This is a genomic window from Streptomyces sp. NPDC046860 (assembly GCF_040645115.1).
Classification (GTDB): Bacteria; Actinomycetota; Actinomycetes; order Streptomycetales; family Streptomycetaceae; genus Streptomyces.
Window position 1 is genome coordinate 462437 of sequence record NZ_JBEYXQ010000001.1, and the last position, 20633, is coordinate 483069.

Annotated in this window: 15 protein-coding genes; 6 read left to right on the forward strand and 9 right to left on the reverse strand. The window is 72.5% G+C overall.

Annotated features, from left to right (window positions below):
* Window positions 1–45: 45 nt before the first annotated feature.
* The 7 genes from ABZ898_RS02130 to glgX all read right to left on the reverse strand — a co-directional run bounded on the left by ABZ898_RS02130 (window position 46) and on the right by glgX (window position 13757).
* Window positions 46–1683, reverse strand: a complete 1638-nt coding sequence (locus tag ABZ898_RS02130; RefSeq protein ID WP_361651832.1) for a M4 family metallopeptidase — start codon at window positions 1681–1683, stop codon at window positions 46–48.
* Between the two features lie 260 nt (window positions 1684–1943).
* Entirely contained in the window at window positions 1944–3971 is a 2028-nt protein-coding gene (locus ABZ898_RS02135; protein WP_361651834.1) for a M4 family metallopeptidase, read from the reverse strand.
* A 283-nt stretch (window positions 3972–4254) separates the two neighbouring features.
* Entirely contained in the window at window positions 4255–6015 is a 1761-nt protein-coding gene (locus ABZ898_RS02140; RefSeq protein ID WP_361651836.1) for an ABC transporter ATP-binding protein, read from the reverse strand.
* Window positions 6012–7724 (reverse strand): ABC transporter ATP-binding protein, encoded by a 1713-nt coding sequence (locus tag ABZ898_RS02145; protein ID WP_361651838.1) that lies wholly within the window; start codon window positions 7722–7724, stop codon window positions 6012–6014. Before ABZ898_RS02145 ends, ABZ898_RS02140 begins: the two co-directional genes overlap by 4 nt.
* A gap of 22 nt (window positions 7725–7746) precedes the next feature.
* On the reverse strand, window positions 7747–9612 hold the full coding sequence (locus ABZ898_RS02150) for an ABC transporter ATP-binding protein (RefSeq protein WP_361651839.1): 1866 nt from the start codon (window positions 9610–9612) through the stop codon (window positions 7747–7749).
* Window positions 9609–11456 (reverse strand): ABC transporter ATP-binding protein, encoded by a 1848-nt coding sequence (locus ABZ898_RS02155; RefSeq protein WP_361651841.1) that lies wholly within the window; start codon window positions 11454–11456, stop codon window positions 9609–9611. Before ABZ898_RS02155 ends, ABZ898_RS02150 begins: the two co-directional genes overlap by 4 nt.
* Window positions 11457–11519: 63 nt before the next feature.
* A complete protein-coding gene (gene glgX / locus ABZ898_RS02160) occupies window positions 11520–13757 on the reverse strand; it encodes a glycogen debranching protein GlgX (protein ID WP_361651843.1) in 2238 nt (745 codons plus the stop codon).
* Window positions 13758–13993: 236 nt separating this feature from the next.
* Here glgX and ABZ898_RS02165 point away from each other — a divergent pair, with 236 nt between their 5' ends.
* From ABZ898_RS02165 to ABZ898_RS02185, 5 genes are all read left to right on the forward strand, one after another.
* On the forward strand, window positions 13994–15226 hold the full coding sequence (locus tag ABZ898_RS02165; protein WP_361651845.1) for an Ig-like domain-containing protein: 1233 nt from the start codon (window positions 13994–13996) through the stop codon (window positions 15224–15226).
* A gap of 233 nt (window positions 15227–15459) precedes the next feature.
* Window positions 15460–16620: an Ig-like domain-containing protein gene (locus ABZ898_RS02170; RefSeq protein ID WP_361651846.1), complete on the forward strand. Its 1161-nt coding sequence runs from the start codon at window positions 15460–15462 to the stop codon at window positions 16618–16620.
* 77 nt (window positions 16621–16697) lie between these two features.
* Entirely contained in the window at window positions 16698–17465 is a 768-nt protein-coding gene (locus ABZ898_RS02175; protein ID WP_361651847.1) for an enoyl-CoA hydratase-related protein, read from the forward strand.
* A gap of 304 nt (window positions 17466–17769) precedes the next feature.
* Window positions 17770–18273 carry an ATP-binding protein gene (locus tag ABZ898_RS02180; protein WP_167513973.1) on the forward strand — a complete coding sequence of 168 codons (504 nt, stop codon included), beginning with the start codon at window positions 17770–17772 and terminating at the stop codon, window positions 18271–18273.
* 86 nt (window positions 18274–18359) lie between these two features.
* Window positions 18360–18968 (forward strand): ADP-ribosyltransferase, encoded by a 609-nt coding sequence (locus ABZ898_RS02185; RefSeq protein WP_350753722.1) that lies wholly within the window; start codon window positions 18360–18362, stop codon window positions 18966–18968.
* On the opposite strand, the gene ABZ898_RS02190 is transcribed toward ABZ898_RS02185, so the two are convergent.
* Window positions 18922–19581 carry a GNAT family N-acetyltransferase gene (locus ABZ898_RS02190; protein WP_361651849.1) on the reverse strand — a complete coding sequence of 220 codons (660 nt, stop codon included), beginning with the start codon at window positions 19579–19581 and terminating at the stop codon, window positions 18922–18924. The two genes, ABZ898_RS02185 and ABZ898_RS02190, sit on opposite strands and share 47 nt — an antisense overlap.
* A 109-nt stretch (window positions 19582–19690) precedes the next feature.
* Here ABZ898_RS02190 and ABZ898_RS02195 point away from each other — a divergent pair, with 109 nt between their 5' ends.
* The gene (locus ABZ898_RS02195) at window positions 19691–19903 is read left to right on the forward strand and encodes an EF-hand domain-containing protein (protein ID WP_361651850.1); all 213 of its coding nucleotides are present in this window, start codon (window positions 19691–19693) and stop codon (window positions 19901–19903) included.
* Window positions 19904–19946: 43 nt separating this feature from the next.
* On the opposite strand, the gene ABZ898_RS02200 is transcribed toward ABZ898_RS02195, so the two are convergent.
* Window positions 19947–20504: a glycoside hydrolase family 25 protein gene (locus ABZ898_RS02200; RefSeq protein WP_361651852.1), complete on the reverse strand. Its 558-nt coding sequence runs from the start codon at window positions 20502–20504 to the stop codon at window positions 19947–19949.
* Between the last annotated feature and the right edge of the window lie 129 nt (window positions 20505–20633).

Sequence of the window (20633 nt, forward strand, 5' to 3'; positions counted from 1 at the left end):
GAAGATCACCTTCCCAGGGGGCGCCCTGTCTCAACTACTGGTACTTCAGCTCACCTTGACCGCGGTCCAGGCCGCGGCGACCGCGTTGTACTCGGCGCTGCCGGAGCCGTAGAGCGCGGAGGCCGCGCTCAGGGTCGCCGTGCGGGCGCCCTTGTAGTTGGTGGTGGACGTCATGTACGTGGTCAGGGCCTTGTACCAGATCTGCAGCGCCTTGGCGCGGCCGATGCCGGTGAGGGTGGAGCCGTTGGCGGTGGGGGAGTTGTACGAGACCCCGTTGATCGTCCTCGCCCCGCTGCCCTCGGCCAGCAGGAAGAAGAAGTGGTTGGCGATGCCGGACGAGTAGTGCACGTCCAGGTTGCCGACCGAGGAGGACCAGTAGTCCGCCGAGCCGCCGTCCTTGCTGGGCTTGTCCATGTAGCGCAGCGGGGTGCCGTCGCCGTTGATGTTGATCTTCTCGCCGATGAGGTAGTCACCGGGGTCGGAGGCGTTGTTGGCGTAGAACTCCACGCCGGTGCCGAAGATGTCGGAGGTGGCCTCGTTCAGGCCGCCGGACTCGCCCGAGTAGTTCAGGCCCGCGGTGTTGGAGGTGACGCCGTGGCTCATCTCGTGGCCCGCCACGTCCAGCGAGGTCAGCGGGTGGTTGTTGCCCGAGCCGTCGCCGTAGGTCATGCAGAAGCAGGAGTCGTCCCAGAACGCGTTCACGTACTGGTTGCCGTAGTGGACGCGGGAGTACGCGCCGACGCCGTTGTTCTTGATGCCGCTGCGGCCGAACGTGTTCTTGTAGAAGTCCCACGTGGCCTGCGCGCCGTAGGCCGCGTCGGCGGCGGCCGTCTGGTCCGTGGTCGAGCTGGAGGCGGTGCCGGTGCCCCAGACGTCGTCCGCGTCGGTGAACAGGGTGCCCTGGCTGGTGCTGGTGGTGTGGGACTTGTTGTACGTCTTGTGCCCGCCGCGCGTGCCGTCGGAGAGCTGGTACGTCGAGCCCGACAGCGTGGTGTTGAGGCTGACCGTGCCGGAGTACAGGGTCTTGCCGGTGCCGGTCTCGATGCCCTGGTACTCGTAGAGCTTCTTGCCGGTGGCGGCGTCGGTGATGACGTGCAGCTGGTTCGGGGTGCCGTCGTCCTGGAGGCCGCCGACGACCGTCTCGTAGGCGAGGACGGGCTTGCCGGAGCCGGCCCAGATCACCTTGCGGGCGCCGTCCGCCTCGGTCTTGGCGGAGCCGAGGGTCTTCGCGGCGCCGAGGGCCTGCTTCTCCGCCTTGGCCGGGGCGATCTGCGGCTTGAGGGAGGCCACCTTGATGACCGCGCCGGTCGCCTTGGTGACGCCCGCGGCCTTGCCCGACTTGGCGGTGTGCACCACGAGGTCGCCGCCGAGGACCGGCAGGCCCGCGTAGGTGCGCTCGTAGCGGGTGTGCACGGTGCCGTCGACGTCCTTGACGACGTCTCTGACCACCAGCTTCTCCTTGGCGCCGAGACCTATGCGCTGGGCGGTCCCGGGGGCGTCGGACTGGGCCTGCTGGATCAGCGTGGTGCGGGCCGAGGCCGACAGCAGGGTCGGGGCGCCGGCCAGGGTCTTGTTCTCGGCGCTCGCGCTGGAGGTGAGGCCGGTGGAGAGGAGCGCGCCGGCGGCCACGGCGGTGGCGATGACGAGGGTGGTGCGCTTGCGACGCGCGTAGAGGGTGCTCACAGTAGCTCCTTGACGTGGGGGCTTTCCGGTCGGTGTGGGGTCACCGACCGGGGTGGTGCGTACTGAAGTAGCTGTGTAGCTGCGGCGGGTGGGGAGAGCGTGGCACCAGGGACGCGTACATGTCATGACCCTGATCTGATGTTGGCCGAAACATTGCGTCTTGTTGTTGTTGCAGGCGTGTGAACGAGGGCCGTCCGGAGGGCTGTTCACCCGCCGGACGACCCCCGTTCACCGGCCGCGAGGGGCGGCCCGAGGGGGGTCTACGGGAAGGTGACCTTCCAGGAACTGAGCGTGCCGACGTCCTGCGCGGCCTGGTCCTGGACCTTCAACTTCCAAGTGCCGTTTGAGGATTCGGCGGAAGCGTTCACCGTGTAGGTCTCGTCCACGTCGTCACCGGAGTCCGAGGAGCTGAAGCTCTTCAGCCGGTAGGAGGTGCCCGACGGGCCGACCAGATCGATCACCAGGTCACCCCGCCAGGTGTGGGTGATGTTCACGGCCACGCGCAAGTTGCTTGGCGCGTTTCCGCTCCTGCCCGAGACCGTGATGTCCGAGGTGACGGCCGCACCGTTGTCCGGGATCGCCACGGCGGTGGTGGATTCGTACGAGGTGCCGGTGTCGCCGCCGGGCCGGGTGCCCACCCCGATGCCCGCCCAGGCGTCCTGCACCGCCGCGTACTCCGCGCTCGTCGTGCCGTACAGCTCCCCGGCCGCGGCCAGGGTGCCGGTGCGGGCGCCCGAGTAGTTGGTGGTGGACGTCCACTTGGTGGTCAGCGCCCGGTACCAGATCTGCAGGGCCTTGTCCCGGCCGATGCCGGTGACCGGGAGGCCGTCGGCGGTGGGGGAGTCGTAGGAGACCCCGTCGATCACCTTGGCGCCGCTGCCCTCGCTCAGCAGGTAGAAGAAGTGGTTGGCCGGCCCCGAGGAGTAGTGCACGTCGATGCCGCCGATACCGGAGTACCAGCTGTCCTTGGACGCGCCGTCCTTGCTGGGCTTGTCCATGTAGCGCAGCGGGGTGCCGTCGCCGTTGATGTCGATCTTCTCGCCGATGAGGTAGTCACCGGGGTCGGAGCTGTTGGCGGCGTAGAACTCCACGCCGGTGCCGAAGATGTCGGAGGTCGCCTCGTTCAGGCCGCCCGACTCGCCGGAGTAGTTGAGCCCGGCCGTGTTGGCGGTGACGCCGTGGCTCATCTCGTGCCCGGCGACGTCCAGCGCGGTCAGCGGGTCGGCGTTGCCCGAGCCGTCGCCGTAGGTCATGCAGAAGCAGGAGTCGCTCCAGAAGGCGTTCACATACGCGTTGCCGTAGTGCACACGGGAGTAGGCGCCCACGCCGTTGTTCTTGATACCGCTGCGGCCGAACGTGTTCTTGTAGAAGTCCCAGGTGACCGCCGCGCCGTAGTGCGCGTCCGCGCCCGCCGTCGCCGGGTCCGAGATCGTGCCGTTGCCCCAGGTGTCGCCGCTCTGCGAGAAGAGCGTGCCGGTGCCGGAGGTGCCCCGGTTGAGGTTGTACGTCTTGTGGCCGCCGCGGTCCCCGTCGGTCAGGGTGTACGCGGAACCGGACTGGGTGGTGGTGAGCGGCACCTGGCCGCTGTACTGGGTGTTGCCGACGCCCGTGCGGATGCCCTGGTACTCGTAGAGCTTCGCGCCGCTCGCCGCGTCGGTGACGACGTGCAGCTCGTTCGGGGTGCCGTCGTCCTGGAGGCCGCCGACCACCGTCTCGTAGGCGAGGACCGGCTTGCCGCCGGCCGCCCAGATCACCTCGCGCACGCTGTCGGCGGCCGGGGCGGTGCCGCCGAGCTTCTTCGCCCGCGCCACCGCCTGCCGCTCCGCCGTCGCCTTCGGCACGGCCGGGGTGAGGTCCGCGACGTTCAGGGCGGCGCCGGACGCCTTCAGCACGCGCCGGGTCGCGCCCGAGGGGGCGGTGTCCACGATCAGGTCGCCGCCGAGCACGGGCAGGCCGGCGTAGGTGCGCTCGTAGCGGGTGTGCAGGGTGCCGTCGCCGTCCTTGACGACGTCACGGGCGACGAGCCGCTCGCGGGCGCCGAGCCCGATGGAGCGGGCCGTGTCCGCCCGCCCGGCCTCGGCGGCGCGGATCAGTCCGGTGCGCTGGGCGGGGGTGAGGCGTACGGAGCTGTGCGCGGGATCGGCCTTGCCCGGCGCGGGCTTCGCCGGGGCGGCGGTCGCGGCGCCGGACTGGACGGCCGCGGCGATCAGCGCGGCGACACCGGCGAGGGCCACGGTGGCGGTGCGACGGCGCGGGGAGACGGGTCTGCGGCAGGGGCTGCTGCTCAACACTGACTCCTTCTGCGTGGCCGCCGGTCACGCGGCCGAGGGAGACCGGACGGTGGGTTGAGGCGTCCGGGGCAGAACAGGGCGGTGCGCGGTGCATGACGCACGTACGGGCGCGGATCGCGCGTCGCGGGGTGCGTGAGCGCTGTGCGGTCGCTGTGAGTCGGTCGTGGGAAGAGTGACAGGGGGGCGGGGGACCTGTCATGAGCGCATCGGGAAGTTGGCCGGAAGGGTGCGTTCCCCTATCGGCCAACTCCCTTATGTTCTACGGGCGTTGACAGCCCACTCAGGCTGTCGAGCCGTCCCCGTGCCAGGTCCGCCACAGGGTCGCGTACGCGCCGTCCGCCGCGACGAGTTCGTCGTGGGTGCCCAGCTCGGTGACGAGTCCGTCCTCCATCACCGCGACCCGGTCCGCGTCGTGCGCGGTGTGCAGCCGGTGCGCGATGGCGATCACCGTGCGGCCCGCGAGCACCGCCGCCAGACCCCGCTCCGTGTGCCGGGCGGTGGCCGGGTCCAGCAGGGCGGTCGCCTCGTCCAGGATCAGCGTGTGCGGGTCGGCCAGCACCACCCGGGCCAGCGCGAGCTGCTGCGCCTGGGAGCCGTCGGTGACCCGGCCGCCCTGGCCCAGCCGGGTGTCCAGCCCCCCGGGCAGCTCGCGCACCCAGCCGTCGGCGCCCACGGCCGCCAGCGCCCGCCACAACTCCTCGTCCGAGGAACCGGGTTCGGCGATCAGCAGGTTGTCGCGCACCGAGCCCAGGAAGACATGGTGCTCCTGGGTCACCAGCACCACCTGGCGGCGCAGCCGCGCCGGCTCCAGGTCGGCGACCGGCACCCCGCCCACCGTCACCGAGCCCGAGGCGGGCGCCTCGATCCCGGCCAGCAGCCGGCTCAGCGTGGTCTTGCCCGCACCCGACGTGCCGACCAGGGCCAGCCGTTCGCCGGGCCGGACCGTCAGGTCCACGCCGCGCAGCACCTCGCCACCGCGCTCGTAGGCGTACCGCACCCCGCGCACCTCGATCCGGTCGTCCGCCGGGGCCGCCGAGGTGTCCGCCGGGCCGTCCGGCGCCTCGGCGATGCCCTCCACCCGGGCGAACGAGGCGCCGCTGCTCTGGAGTTGGTCCAGCCGCATCAGCACCATGTCCAGCGGGTCGGTGAACTGCCGCATGTACAGCGCCCCGGCCACCACCTCGCCCAGCCCGACGAGACCGCGCCCGTGCAGCCAGCCCCCGACCAGCAGCACCCCGGCCACCGGGACCGTGTACGAGATCTCGACCCACGGGAAGAACACGGTGCGCAGCCCCAGCGTGCGGTAGCGGGTGCGCCGGGACTCCTCCAGCGCCTCGCGGCTCGCAACCGTACGCGCCGCCCGCATCCCGAACGCCTCCACGGTCCGGGCGCCCGCCGCGGTCGCCGCCACGATCTCCGCCACCGCCGAGGTCGCCGCGCCCTCGGCCAGATAGGCGTCCCGCGCCCGCCGCAGGTACCAGCGCACCGCCAGCCAGATTGGGGTCAGTCCGAGCAGCCCGAACAGACCGAGCCACGGGTTCAGCGCGAACACCGCGCCGAGGACGAACAGCGCCTGCACCGCGTAGACCAGCAGCTCGGGGCCGATGTCCCGCAAGGTGGTGCCGACCGTCGCCACGTCCGCCGTGCCACGCGCGGTCAGGTCCCCGGTACCGGCCCGCTCCACCACCGAGGCGGGCAGCCGCAGCAGCCGCTCCACGAAGGTCTCGCGCACCCGGGCCAGCGTCCGCTCCCCGAACCGGTGCGCCACGTACCGCGCCCAGCGGGCCAGTACGAGCTGGGCCAGTGCGCACAGCACGATCCACAGGGCCAGCCGGTCCACCGCGCCGGCCCCGTGGCCCGCCCGCACCTCGTCCACGATCCGGCCCACCAGCCAGGGGCTCACCACACCCGCCCCGGCGGCCAGCGCGTTCAGGGCCAGGGCGGCCGCGAAGGCCCGCCCGTCGGCGCGGACCAGCCGGGCGGCCGCCCGCCGTACCGCGGCCCGCTCCGCCACCGGAAGCGCTCCCGTGTCCGTCGTCACCGCGCGGCCTCCCCGTCGCCCGAGTCCCTCGCCACCAGCGCCCGGTAGCCCTTGTCGCGCTCCAGCAGCAGCCGGTGCGGGCCGCTCGCGGCCACCTTGCCGTCCACCAGGAACAGCACCGTGTCCGCCACGTCCAGCAGCAGCGGCGACGTCGACGTCACCACCGTCGTACGGCCCTCGCGCGCCTCGCGCAGCCGCGCGGCGACCGCCGACTCGGTGTGCGCGTCCAGTGCCGAGGTCGGTTCGACCGCCAGCAGCACCTCCGGGTCGGCCAGCAGGGCCCGCGCCAGCCGGACCCGCTGCCGCTGCCCTCCGGAGAGGCTGCGGCCCTGCCCGGACACCACCGTGTCCAGCCCCTCGGGCAGCCCGCGCACGACGTCCTCGGCCACCGCCGCGCGCACCGCCCGGCGCACCGCGGCCGGGTCCGCCGGGCGCCCGGCGGACACCGTCTCCAGCAGGGGGCCGGCGAACAGGTCGGCCTCGTTGTCCGCGACCAGCACCCGCGCGCGCACCTCGGCCAGCGGCACCGCGTCCAGGCGGACGTCACCCCACAGCGCCTCGGTGGGACCGTACCGGCCCAGGCGGTCCACCACGGCGGCGGCGTCGGCGGGACGGGCGGAGACCAGCGCGGTCAGCCGTCCGGGGGCCACCCGCACTCCGGACGCCGGGTCGTGCAGCCCGGCCGGGCCCCCGGGGGCGGGGAGGGTGCCCTCGTCGGGCTCCGGGGCCAGCCGCAGCAGGGCCACCACCCGGCGGGCGGCCACCACCGCGCGGTTCAGGTCGTAGTTCATCTCCACGAAGAAGGCGACCGGGCCGATCAGCACCGCCGCGTAGCCGTACACCGACACCAGCTCGCCGACCGTGATCCGGCCCTCGGCGGCCAGCCGGGCCGCCAGCCAGGTCACGGCCGCCAGGAACAGCGTGGGCAGGCCGAGCCCCAGCGCCTGCACCCAGCTCGTCACCGCGCCGACCCGGTAGCCCTGCTCGCGCAGCCGCCGTGAGTCCCCGGCGAACGCGTCCGAGAACAGGCTTTTGCCGCCGAGGCCGCTCAGCACGCGCAGCCCGCCCGCGAGGTCGCCGATGCGTGCCGTCAGGATGCCCTGCCGCTCCCGGTACTCGGTCTCGGTGCCCTGCAGCCGGCGGGTCAGCGGACCGGTGAGCAGCGCGATGACCGGCACCCCCAGCAGCACCACCGCGGCGACCGCGCCCGAGATCGTCAGCAACTGGGCGGCCACCGCCGAGTAGACGACCACCGAGCCGACCCCCGGCCCCATCACGGTCAGCGCCTGCGCGAGGGTCTGCACATCGCCCACCCCGACGGTGACGACCTCACCGGCCCCCACCCGGCGCGGCAGCGCGGCGCCCAGCCGGGCCGCGTGCTCCACCACCAGCTTCACCGTGCGGAAGTTGGCGTCCATCCGCACCCGCGTCATGGTGCGGTGCCGCATGATGCTCAGCCACGCGCACCCCGTCCCGGCCGCGAACATGGCGCCGGTCCAGGCCGCCAGCACCCCGAGCCGCCCCGGGACCAGCCCCTCGTCCACCGCCCGCGAGAGCAGGTACGGCTGCGCCGCCATCAGCACCAGCCAGGACGAGCCGAACACCGCGCCGGCCAGCGAACGCCCCGGCTGGCGCATCGCCAGCCACCTCAGGTAGCGCCAGCCGCCGCGCGTGTCAGGTATGCCGGGATCTCCGTACGCGTCGATCATCCTGCCCCCGTTCAACCGGCCGTCACTGAGCCAGACTGTCCCGCCACGCCTTGTGCAGTTCCGCGAACCTACCGGAACCGGCGATCAGTTCGTCCGGGCGGCCGTCCTCCGCGATCCGGCCCGTCTCCATCACCAGGACCCGGTCGGCGATCTCCACCGTGGACAGCCGGTGGGCGATGACCACCGCCGTCCGGCCGCGCAGCACGGTCGTCATCGCCCGCTGCACCGCCCGCTCCCCGGGCACGTCCAGCGAGCTGGTCGCCTCGTCCAGGATCAGCACCGCCGGGTCGGCGAGCAGCGCCCGCGCGAACGCCACCAGCTGGCGCTGGCCCGCGGAGATACGGCCACCGCGCTTGCGTACGTCGGTGTCGTAGCCGTCGGGCAGGGCGCTGATGAACTCGTGCGCGCCGATGGCCTTCGCCGCCTCCTCGATCTCCTCCCGGCTCGCCTCGGGCCGGCCGATGGCGATGTTGTCCGCGACCGTGCCGGAGAACAGGAACGACTCCTGGGTCACCATCACCACCCCGCGCCGCAGTTCGGGCAGCGGCAGCTCGCGCAGGTCCACCCCGTCCAGCAGGACGGCGCCCTCGGTCGGGTCGTAGAAGCGGGCCAGCAGCTTGGCCAGCGTCGACTTGCCCGCGCCCGTGGAGCCGACCACGGCGACGGTCTGCCCGGCCGGGAGGGTCAGGTCGAAGCGGGGGAGCACCTCGCCGCCGGTGCGGTAGGCGAACCGCACCCCGTCGAAGACCACCTCGCGGCCGGGGAAGTCGGTCTTCAGCGAAGGGAGTTCACGGGAGATCCCGGGCTCCGGCACCGACGGGACCTGGGCCAGCAGTCCGGCGATCTTCTCCAGCGAGGCGGCCGCCGACTGGTAGGAGTTGAGGAACATCCCCAGCCGGTCGATCGGGTCGTACAGCCGCCGCAGGTACAGCACCGCCGCCGCCAGCACACCGAGCGCCAGGGTGCCGGAGGCCACCCGGTGGGCGCCCCACAGCACGATCCCGGCCACGGCCGTGTTGGCGACCAGCCGGGAGCCGATCACGTACCGGGCCATCTCCAGCAGCGTGTCGCCGTTGCTGCGCTCGTGGTGGCGGTTGAGGACGGCGAACTCGGCGTCGTTGGCCGCCTCCCGGCGGAACGCGCGCACCGGGCGGATGCCGTTCATCGTCTCCACGAACTTCACGATCAGCGCCGCGACCGCCGTGGAGCGCACCGCGAACACCCGCTGTGCGCGCTTCTGGTAGCGCCGCACCAGCAGGTACAGCGGTACGAACGACGCGATCGCGACCGCTCCGAGGCCCGCGTCGAGCCAGAGCAGCAGCCCGGCGATGTACACGAAGGACAGCACCACCGTCACCAGCTCCTGGAGCCCCTCGTCGAGGAGTTCGCGCAGCGCCTCCACGTCCGTGGTGGACCGGGAGATCAGCCGGCCGGAGGTGTAGCGCTCGTGGAAGTCCACGCTGAGCGCCTGCGCGTGCCGGAAGATCCGGCCGCGCAGGTCCAGCAGCGCGTCCTGGCTGACCCGTGCGGACGCCCGGATGAACGCGAACTGCAGCCCGCCCGAGGCCAGCGCGCACACCGCGTACCCCGCCGCCACCGCGAGCAGCGGCCCGTGGTCGTGGCGCCGCACCGCGGGCACGGCGGTGTCGATGGCGTACGCCACCAGCAGCGGGCCCGTCTGCGCCGCCGCCTGCTGGAGCAGCAGCAGGAGCACGGCGAGCGCGACCCGGGCCCGGCGCGGGGCGAGCAGTGAGCGCAGCAGCGCGGAGGTGGCGCCGGGCGGGGTGGGCAGCACGTCCCGGTCGAAGGGGTCGGCACGGTCCTCGTCGTGTCGCGGGCCGGGGAGGTCGTCGTCCGTGGTGGGGGCGGCGGACGTCGTGGTGGTCATCGGCGTTCCTCGGGTTCCCCGGTGGCCTCGCGCGGGCCGCCGGACATCAGGTGCGCGTACTCGGCGTTGGTGCGCAGCAGTTCGTGGTGGGTGCCCACGGCCGCGATCCGGCCCCCGGAGAGCAGGGCGACCCGGTCGGCCAGCAGCACCGTGGACGGGCGGTGGGCCACGATCAGCGCGGTGGTGTCGGCCAGCACCCGGCGCAGCGCCGCCTCCACGGCCGCCTCGGTGTGCACGTCGAGCGCGGACAGCGGGTCGTCCAGCACCAGGAACTCCGGCCGGCCGGCCACCGCGCGGGCCAGCGCCAGGCGCTGGCGCTGGCCGCCGGACAGGCTCAGTCCCTGCTCGCCTACCCGGGTGTCCGGCCCCTCGGGCAGCGCGTACGCGAAGTCGGCGTGCGCCACGGCCAGGGCCCGCTCCAGCACGTCGCGTCCGGCGTCCTTCCCGGCGCCCATGAGGACGTTCTCCGCCACGCTCGCGGAGAACAGGGTGGGTTCCTCGAAGGCGACGGCGACCCGGGCGCGCAGTTCCTCGCGGGGGAGCGCGGTGATGTCGACGCCGTCGAGGGTGATGCGCCCCGAGGTGGCGTCGTGCAGCCGTGGGACCAGCGCGGTGAGCGTGGTCTTCCCGCTGCCGGTCGCGCCGACCAGCGCCATCGACTCGCCGCGGCGGATGTGCAGGTCGACGCCGTCCAGCACGGGCCGGGTGCCGGGGGCCGCGTCGGTGTGGCGGAAACCCACGCCCTCGAAGCGCAGGCCCCGCCCGCCGGACCCGGGCACGGCGTCGCCGGGCGCGTCCGCGGCGTCCGCGGCGTGCGCGGTGTCCTTGGCGTAGGCCGCGTCCGCCGCGTCCTCCAGGGCCTCGTCCAGCACCTCGAAGTACCGCTCGGTGGCCGTCGCCGCCTCCTGGCACATCGCCAGCAGGAAGCCGATGGACTCCACCGGCCAGCGCAGCGCCAGCGCCGTGCTCAGGAAGGCGACCAGGGTGCCCGCCGACAGCGAACCGTCCGCCACCCGCAGCACACCCAGGACCAGCGAGGCCCCGATCGCCACCTCGGGCAGGATCACGATGACCGCCCAGATCACCGCCAGCAGCCGCGCCTTGCCGATCTCGGTGTCCCGCAGCATGAGCGCCGTACGCCGGAACGCCCGCGCCTGGCTGCGGTGGCGCCCGAAGCCCTTGACGACCCGGATGCCGAGGACGCTCTCCTCGACCAGCGTGGTCAGGTCGCCGACCTGGTCCTGCGCGCGGCGGCACGCGTGCGCGTACCGCTGCTCCACCACCACGCACACCCACATCAGCGGCACGGCCGGGCCGAGGACGACCAGCCCGAGCACCCAGTCCTGCGCCAGCATGATCCCCACGCCCGCGAGGATCGTGACCCCGTTGACCAGCAGGAAGGTCAGCGGGAAGGCGAGGAACATGCGCACCAGCATCAGGTCACCGGTGCCCCGCGACAGCAACTGGCCCGAGGGCCAACGGTCGTGGAAGGCCACCGGGAGCCGCTGGAGCCGCCGGTAGAGGTCGGCGCGCATGCCCGCCTCGACCCCCGCCAGCGGGCGGGCCACCAGCCAGCGCCGGACGCCGAACAGCACCGCCTCCGCCAGCCCGATCAGCAGCAGGTACAGCGCGCCCAGCCACACCCCGGCCGGGTCACGGGCGGCGACCGGGCCGTCGACCATCCACTTCAGTACGAGCGGGATCACCAGACCGGTGCAGGAGGCGACGACCGCGACGGCCGCGGCGGTGAACCACCGGGCGCGCACCGGCCGTACGTACGGCCACAGCCGCAGCAGGGTACGGGCGGCGGAGCGTCGCCGGGCGGGGGCGGGGGTAGTGGACACCGTGGTGAGCCTACGGACCGGTCGGTGTCCCGCCCACCGAGTTTTCCGGCCCCCCGCGCCGCCTCACACCACCCGCAGCAGCAGCACCGTCCTCGCCGGCACCATGACGTCACCGCCCGCCGTGAGCACCGTGCCAGGCGCCTGGAGCTGCTCCTCGCCGGAGGTGTCCACCACCACCTCGTAGCCCGTCGCCCAGGGGGCACCCGGAAGGGTGAAAGCGGTCGGCTCGTGGCCGGCGTGCAGCACCGCGAGGAAGCTGTCGTCCACCACCGCCGCGCCCCGCTCGTCCCGGCCCGGGATGTCCCGGCCGGACAGATACATGCCAAGCGTGGCGGCGGGGGCGTACCAGTCGCCCTCCGTCATCTCCGCGCCCTGGGCGGTGAACCAGGCCAGGTCCCTGAGGCCGTCCGCCGAGTGCGCGCGGCCGGAGAAGAAGGCGCGGCGGCGCAGCACCGGATGCCGGTGGCGCAGGGCGATCAGCCGGCAGGTCAGCTCGAACAGGGGCCGCCATTCCGGGTCGTCCAGCAGGGACCAGTCCAGCCAGCTCAGCTCGCCGTCCTGGCAGTAGGCGTTGTTGTTGCCGCGCTGGGTGCGGCCCAGCTCGTCGCCCGCGACCAGCATCGGCACCCCGGTGGACAGCAGCAGCGTGGTCAGCAGGTTCCGCAACTGCCGTCTGCGCAGCGCCCGTACGTCCCCGTCGTCCGTCTCGCCCTCGGCGCCGCAGTTCCATGAGCGGTTGTCGTCGGTGCCGTCCCGGTTGTCCTCGCCGTTCGCCTCGTTGTGCTTGCCGTGGTACGAGACCAGGTCGCGCAGGGTGAACCCGTCGTGCGCGGTGACGAAGTTGACCGAGGCGTACGGGCGGCGGCCGCCCCAGGCGTACAGGTCGCTGGAGCCGGACAGCCGGTAGCCCATCTCGCGGACGTCGGGCAGCGCGTGCCGCCAGAAGTCGCGCACGGTGTCGCGGTAGCGGTCGTTCCACTCCGTCCACAGCGGCGGGAAAGCACCCACCTGGTAGCCGCCCGAGCCGATGTCCCACGGCTCGGCGATCAGCTTCACCCGGCGCAGCACCGGGTCCTGGGCGATGACGGCCAGAAAGGGCGACAGCATGTCGACGTCGTGCATCGAGCGGGCCAGCGCCGCCGCGAGGTCGAAGCGGAAACCGTCGACGCCCATCTCGGTCACCCAGTAGCGCAGGGAGTCGGTGATCAGCCGCAGCACCTGGGGCTGAACCACGTGCAGGGTGTTGCCGCAGCCGGTGTAGTCGGCATAGCGGCGGGCGTCGTGCTGGAGGCGGTAGTAGCCCCGGTTGTCGATGCCCTTCAGCGAGAGCGTGGGGCCGAGTTCGCCCGCCTCGGCGGTGTGGTTGTAGACCACGTCGAGGATCACCTCGATGCCGGCCGCGTGCAGCGCGCGCACCATCCGCTTGAACTCGCCGACCTGCCCGCCGGTGGTGCCGGAGGCCGCGTAGGCCGCGTGCGGGGCGAAGTAGCCGATGGAGTTGTAGCCCCAGTAGTTCTTCAGGCCCCGGCGCAGCAGGTGGTCCTCGTGCGCGAACTGGTGGACGGGCAGCAGCTCCACCGCCGTCACGCCCAGCTTCACCAGGTGCTCGACCGCCGCCGGATGGGCGAGACCGGCGTAGGTGCCGCGCAGCTCGTCGGGGATGCCGGGGTGGAGCTTGGTGAAGCCCTTGACGTGCACCTCGTAGATGACCGAGTCCGCCCACGGCGTCTTGGGCCGGCGGTCGTCGGACCAGTCGTCGTCGTCGTGCACCACCACGCCCTTGGGCACGAACGGCGCCGAGTCCCGGTCGTCCCGCACCGTGTCCGCGTACCCCTGGTCCGGCCAGTCCCGGACATGGCCGTACACCTCCGGCGGCAGCGCGAACTCGCCATCCACCGCGCGGGCGTACGGGTCGAGCAGCAGCTTCGCCGGGTTCCAGCGGGCGCCCGTCCACGGGTCCCAGCGGCCCTGGACCCGGTAGCCGTAGCGCCGGCCGGGCAGCACCCCCGGCACGAAGCCGTGCCAGATCTCGTGCGTCAGCTCGGTCAGCCCGACCTGTGTCTCGCGGCCCCGCTCGTCGAACAGGCACAGCCGCACCGCCTCCGCGCCGCCCGCCCACAGCGCGAAGTTGGTGCCCGCCACCCCGTCCGGGCCGGTACGGAACCGGGCCCCCAGCGGGGTCGGGGTCCCCGGCCACACCGACGGCGCAGCGTCCCGGGCGCCGCGCACCGGGGAAGTGGCGGTCCCGCTCTGGGCGGGCGGCTCCCCGGCCCGTGCCCGCTGCTCGGCTGCGCTCGTCACCAGTTCGGCCCCTCTTTCGGTGGCTCGGCCTTCCGGGGCGCGACCGGCCGCGCCGAAGGGCCGACCGCACCGCGGGCTCTTCGGCCCGCGGCACGCTCGGCCGACCGGTACGGCTGCGCCCCGACGGCTCCGGCGCGGGCGCGGCGGCTCCCCTTCACGTCGTCCTTCCCTCTGTTCTGCCCACCCGTGGGGTCGCACTCACGTTTCCCCGGAGCGTGCCGCGTCGTTGTGTCGGCGTGACGCACGTACAAGGACGCGCGAGGCGCGCGCTGGCCGCACTGGCCACGGCACTTTCATGGGCGGTACTGCTGGCCGGGGCCGCCGGCTGCACCGCGGACGGCTCCGGCCCCCTGGGCATCGGCGGCCCGCCGGGCAGGCCCCCGGCCGCCGAGGACGTCATCCGTGTCACCCCCGAGGACGGCGGCAAGGGGGTGCGCCCCGAACAGCGGCTGCGGGTGCGGGTGCCCGAGGGACGGCTGGAGAAGGTCACGGTGACCCGCTCGCAGGACGCGCAGGACACCGCCGTCCCCGGCCGCATCGGCCCGGACGGCCGCTCCTGGCACCCGGACGACGACAAACTGGCGCTGGCCGCCCGGTACACCGTGGACGCGGTCGCCGTGGACGGCGACGGCCACCGCTCGGCCCGGCACACCACGTTCACCACCTACGTCCCCGACCAGCGGTTCATCGGCTACGTCACCCCGGAGAACCGCTCCACGGTCGGCACCGGGATGATCGTCTCCCTCGCCTTCAGCCGGGACATCACCGACCAGGCCGCGGTGGAGAAGGCCGTCACCGTCACCGCGAAGCCGGCGGTGGAGGTCCGCGCCCACTGGTTCGGCAGGAACCGGCTGGACTTCCGCCCCGAGCGCTACTGGAAACCCGGCACCGAGGTCACCGTCGACATCCGCCTGCGGGACGTGGAGGGGGCGCCCGGCGTCTACGGACTCCAGCGCAAGAAGGTCTCCTTCACCGTCGGCCGCAGCCAGGTCTCCCTGGTGGACGCCGCCGCCCACACCATGCAGGTGCGCCGGGACGGCGAGCTGCTGGCCACCGTGCCGATCACGGCGGGCGCCCCCAAGACGCCCACGTACAACGGCAAGATGGTGGTGATGGACATGCTGGAGGTCACCCGCATGAACAGCCAGACGGTCGGCTTCGGCGGGGAGTACGACATCCCGGACGTGCCGCACGCCATGAAGCTCACCGACTCCGGCACCTTCCTGCACGGCAACTACTGGTCGCCCGACTCTCCCGGCGAGGTCAACGTCAGCCACGGCTGCGTGGGACTGCGTGACGTCAAGGGCGGGGGCGCGGACACCCCGGCGGGCTGGTTCTTCGACCGCAGCCTCGTCGGGGACGTGATCGAGGTCGTCCACAGCAAGGACAAGACGGTCTCCGCGGACAACGGCCTCAGCGGGTGGAACATGGCATGGAAGCAGTGGAAGGCGGGCAGCGTGCTCAGGTGACCGGGTGAGCTGGGGATTCCGGGTATCGGCGACTCGTTGAAGTTGCGACTGAACGGTGACATTCGGCGGACGCCGAGCCCGGAAACCGGCGGCTAGCATGCCCAGATGAGCGCGGGACGCGCCGGGGTGTGGACCTGTGGCCAGGTCCGGGAGGGGAGAACGACTTGAACGTGCGGCCGATATCGGGGGCTTCGGCGGGAAGTCGGCACAGGGGTCGTAAGGGGCTGGCGCTCATGGCGGGGGCGCTCGTGCTGTCGCTCGCGGCGTGCGGCGGGGGCGAGAGCCAGGGGGGTTCGGACAACGCCAAGAACAAGGAACCGGCCCAGGACAAGCAGTCCTCGGCCGCGGTCACCATCGCGCCGGAGTCCGGCGCCAAGGCCGTGGACACCAGCGGCGCGCTGAAGGTGAAGGTCGCCGGAGGCCGGCTGACCAGCGTCGTCGTCAAGGACGCCAAGGGCACGCAGGTCGACGGGACCCTCTCCAAGGGCGGCGCGGCCTGGACGCCGGCCCGGCACCTGGCCGCCGCCACCAAGTACACGGTGCACGCGGTCGCCGAGGACTCGCGGGGCCGCAAGGCCGCCGAGGACTCCAGCTTCACCACGCTGACGCCCGAGAACACCTTCGTGGGCACCTTCACCCCCGAGGACGGGTCCACCGTCGGCGTCGGCATGCCGTTCTCGCTGCGCTTCACGCGCGGCATCACCGACCCGGCCGCCGTCGAGAAGGCCATCCGGATCAAGACCGAGCCCGCGGTGGACGTCGAGGGCCACTGGTTCGGCAACGACCGCCTGGACTTCCGCCCGGAGAGCTACTGGAAGCCCGGCACCAAGGTCACCGTCGACCTCGACCTGGACGGCGTCGAGGGCCGCGACGGGGTGTACGGCAAGCAGCGCAAGACGGTGAAGTTCACCATCGGCCGCAGCCAGATCTCCTACGTGGACGCCAAGAAGCACACCATGAAGGTCGTGCGGGACGGCAAGACCCTCAAGACCCTCCCGGTCACCACCGGCAAGCCCGGCTACGAGACCTGGAACGGCAAGATGGTCATGACCGAGAAGCTCGCCGTGACCCGGATGAACGGCGAGACGGTCGGCTACGGCGGCGAGTACGACATCAAGGACGTGCCGCACGCCATCCGCCTCACGGACTCCGGCACCTTCATCCACGGCAACTACTGGGGCGGCGGCGCCTTCGGCAACTACAACGCCAGCCACGGCTGCGTCGGTCTGCGCGACGTGCGCGGCGGGTACGACGGCGGGGTCCCGGCGGCCTGGTTCTTCAACAAGTCCATGGTCGGTGACGTGGTGATCGTGAAGAACTCGCACGACCGCACGGTCTCCCCGGACAACGGCCTCAACGGCTGGAACATGAGCTGGGCGGACTGGACGAAGTAGCGGTCCGCGCGACGGGCCCGGTGCTGTGAGCAACGGCACCGGGCCCTTCGGCGTTAGTGGCCGTTAACCTGGCGCGCATGACCGTGAATCTCGAAGTCGCCGAAGGCGTCGGCACGCTGCGCCTGGACCGGCCGCCGATGAACGCGCTGGACGTCGCCACGCAGGACCGGCTCAAGGAGCTCGCCGAGGAGGCCACGCGCCGCGAGGACGTGCGCGCCGTGGTGCTCTACGGCGGGGAGAAGGTGTTCGCGGCGGGCGCGGACATCAAGGAGATGCAGGCGATGGACCACACCGCGATGGTCCTGCGCTCCCGCGCCCTCCAGGACGCCTTCACCGCCGTCGCCCGCATCCCCAAGCCCGTCGTCGCCGCCGTCACCGGGTACGCGCTCGGCGGCGGCTGCGAGCTGGCGCTGTGCGCGGACTACCGGATCGCCGGGGACAACGCCAAGCTGGGCCAGCCCGAGATCCTGCTCGGCCTGATCCCCGGCGCGGGCGGCACCCAGCGGCTGTCCCGGCTCATCGGCCCCTCCCGGGCGAAGGACCTCATCTTCACCGGCCGCATGGTGAAGGCCGACGAGGCGCTCGCCCTCGGCCTGGTGGACCGGGTCGTCCCGGCCGGCGAGGTGTACGAGCAGGCTCACACCTGGGCCGCCCGGCTGGCCCAGGGCCCGGCGCTCGCGCTGCGCGCGGCGAAGGAGGCGGTCGACGCCGGCCTGGAGACGGACATCGACACCGGGCTCACGGTGGAGCGGAACTGGTTCGCGGGGCTGTTCGCCACCGAGGACCGCGAGCGGGGGATGCGCAGCTTCGTGGAGGAGGGGCCGGGGAAGGCCAAGTTCCGCTGAGCCCCCGGGGAGGTGCCGCCGGCCCCCGGTAAGAGCTGGCACTCTTCCAGCAATTGACGCGTCGTCTGATTCGGCTCTCTCTGCAGGTCGGTTTATGGCAGCCTTAACCGCACCTTAAGCCTGCCTCGCCGAGGGAGCCGCACGATTGCCCGGAACCGAGCCGTCGCCGCAGGTCGACCGGGTCCCCGCCGACCCCGACCTGCCACCGGCATATGCCGAGCGACTGGAGCAGACGGGGGGCGTACGGGGGGCGTATTCCTCCGGATCGGCCCCGGAGGCCCGCCGTGACGGCCATCATGGGCCCATGGCGGGGCTGGATGGGATCGATCAGCCACGGGGACACAGCCGTGCTGCCGCGGCGCGTTGGTCGCCCGCGGTCGAGGACGAACAAGGGCTCAGAGCGCTCGAACTGTTCGGCAACCCCGCGGAGGCGGAGGTTCCGCTGCCGTCGCGCCCCGAGTCCGCCGCCACCGCGCGCAGACTCGCCCAGATCGTCATCCTCCGGCACTGGGGGCTGACCCCCAAGCTGACCGAGGACGCGGTCTTACTCGTCTCCGAACTCGTGGGCAACGCCGTCCGCCACACCGGCGCCCGCGTGTTCGGACTGCGGATGCGCCGCCGGCGCGGCTGGGTCCGCGTCGAGGTGCGCGACCCCTCGCGGGGGCTGCCCTGCCTGATGCCGGTGCAGGAGACGGACATCAGCGGGCGGGGGCTGTTCCTCGTCGACAAGCTCGCGGACCGCTGGGGCGTCGACCTGCTGCCCCGGGGCAAGACCACATGGTTCGAGATGCGGGTCTCCGACCGCTAGGACCAACTGACTTGAGGCGGCCGGACACGCCCCCGATGGGGTGAGGGTCCACCACCCGCCCCCGCCGGACCGCCATCGTGCGGGGCATGATCACAACTCGTCTGCGGCGCAGCGTCACCGCTGCCGCCCTCTCCCTCGGCGCCGTCCTCGCGACCACGGCCGCCACGCCCGCCGCCGCTCCCGCGGAGCTGAAGTCCCGCGCCGCCGCGCCCTCCTGTCCGCAGTTCGCGGACAAGGTGCAGGCCGCCGCCGACCGCCGGGTGGATGTCGACCGGATCACCCCGGACCCGGTGTGGCGCACCGGCTGCGGCACCCTCTACCGCAGCGACAGCCGCGGCCCGGCCGTCGTCTTCGAGGAGGGCTTCCTGCCCAAGGACACGGTGAACGGGCAGTACGACGTGGAGCGTTACGTCCTCGTCAACCAGCCCTCGCCGTACGTCTCCACGACCTACGACCACGACCTGTACAAGACCTGGTACAAGTCGGGCTACAACTACTACATCGACGCCCCCGGCGGGGTGGACGTCAACAAGACCATCGGTGACACCCACAAGTGGGCCGACCAGGTCGAGGTCGCCTTCCCCGGCGGCATCCAGCGCCAGTACGTCATCGGCGTCTGCCCGGTGGACAAGGCGACCAAGACCGAGATCATGAGCAACTGCCAGAGCAATCCGTACTACCGCCCCTGGCACTGAGCAGCAGCTCGGCACCGACGGGCCGGTAGCCGGCCGCCAGGAACGCCCGCGCGCTGCGGGCGTTGCCCGGCGCGACCTGCGCCCACACCGGCCCGTCGGCCAGCCGGCGCGCGGTGAGAGCCAGTGCCCGCCCGAGCCCGGCACCCCCGCCCTCCACCTCCAGCGCCACTTCCAGCCGGCCGCCCACCCCGCGCCCGGTCACCAGCAGCCCGCCTCCGGCCTCCCACACGCGCACCGAGTCCCGGCGCCGGCGCGCGCGGACCACCCGGGGGTGCCCGGTGTCCGCGACCTCGCGCAGGGCCGGTACGGGCGGGCCCGGCAGGGGAGTGCCGACCCAGAGCGCGTCGACGGTCTCCGCGGTGCGGCCGGTGCGGTCCATGAGGGCGGTCAGGAAGCCGGGGTGCAGGGGAGCGGCGAGGGGATCGCAGTCCACGGCCGCCAGGGCCGCGCGCACCCAGGCGGGGTCCTCGTCGGTGAGGACGAGGGTGTGCGCGGTGAACGCCACTACCCCGGCGTCCCGTTGGCAGAGCTGGGGCAGGACGGTGACCGTGCCGTCCGGGGGAGGGAACCGGTCGCGCGCCACCGCGTCGAGCAGTTCCGGCAACGTCTCCATCGAGCCCGCCTCTCGGTCCGGGGGGAACCGCCGGTGGTGGGAGCGTTAATCTGACCAGCGGCAGTACGCCGACACGGTATGAGAGTCACGAGCACAGAGGGGCGGATCGGTGGCGGACATCGAGGAAGCACGCAAGCAGTTCCAGCGGATCGACGCGGACGGCGACGGGTTCATCACCGCGGCCGAGTTCAAGTCCGCGCTCGCCCAGCAGGGCGACTTCAACGTCACCGAGTCGGTGGCCGAGGCCGTCATCAGGACCCGTGACATCGACGGCGACAAGGTGCTGACCTTCGACGAGTTCTGGGCCTACCTGAGCAAGTGACGCATCCGGAAGGGGTGTCCGCGCCGCGTGGACACCCCTCCCGTCACCGCCCGGTCGCCCACGCCTTGAGCGCGGCCTTGCCGGAGAAGTCCGCCACGTCCTTGTCGTACGGCTCCGAGGTGTACTGGTGGAACTTCCAGTCCGCCTGGATGCGGGGCTTGCCCGCGCTCACGTAGTCCGCGATCCACAGGCCGTCGCCCGCGTACGACGTGGTGTCGATGTTCAGCCAGAAGTTCCGGTTGGTGTACAGCACCACCCGGTTGTCCGGCCGCAGGCTCCGCAGCTTGCGGATGAAGGTGTCCTTCTCCGCGTTGCTCGCGTGCGTGCCGTCGCCGGTGGTCTCCCAGTCGACGGCCAGGATGTCGCCCGGCCGGTCGGGAGCGTGGCTGAGGAAGTACTCCGCCTGGTCGGTGAGGTTGCCCGGCCACAGGAAGTGGTAGAAGCCCGTGACCAGACCCGCGTCGCGCGCCGTCTTCGTCTGGGCCGCGAGTCTGGAGTTGACGTACGAACGGCCCTCCGTCGCCTTGATGAAGGCGAACGAGAGTCCGTCGGTGTCGTACGACGAGGACTGGTACGCGCTGACGTCGATGCCATGAAGCATGAAGTTCTTGTGCCCCCCGTACCCCGGCTCGGAACATCTCCCTCCGCCCGTGTTCACCTCCCCGCCACGCCAACCCCGTACCGATGCCGGCCAATTCGCGGTGACGAACCCCTTGACTTTCTGAGCTGG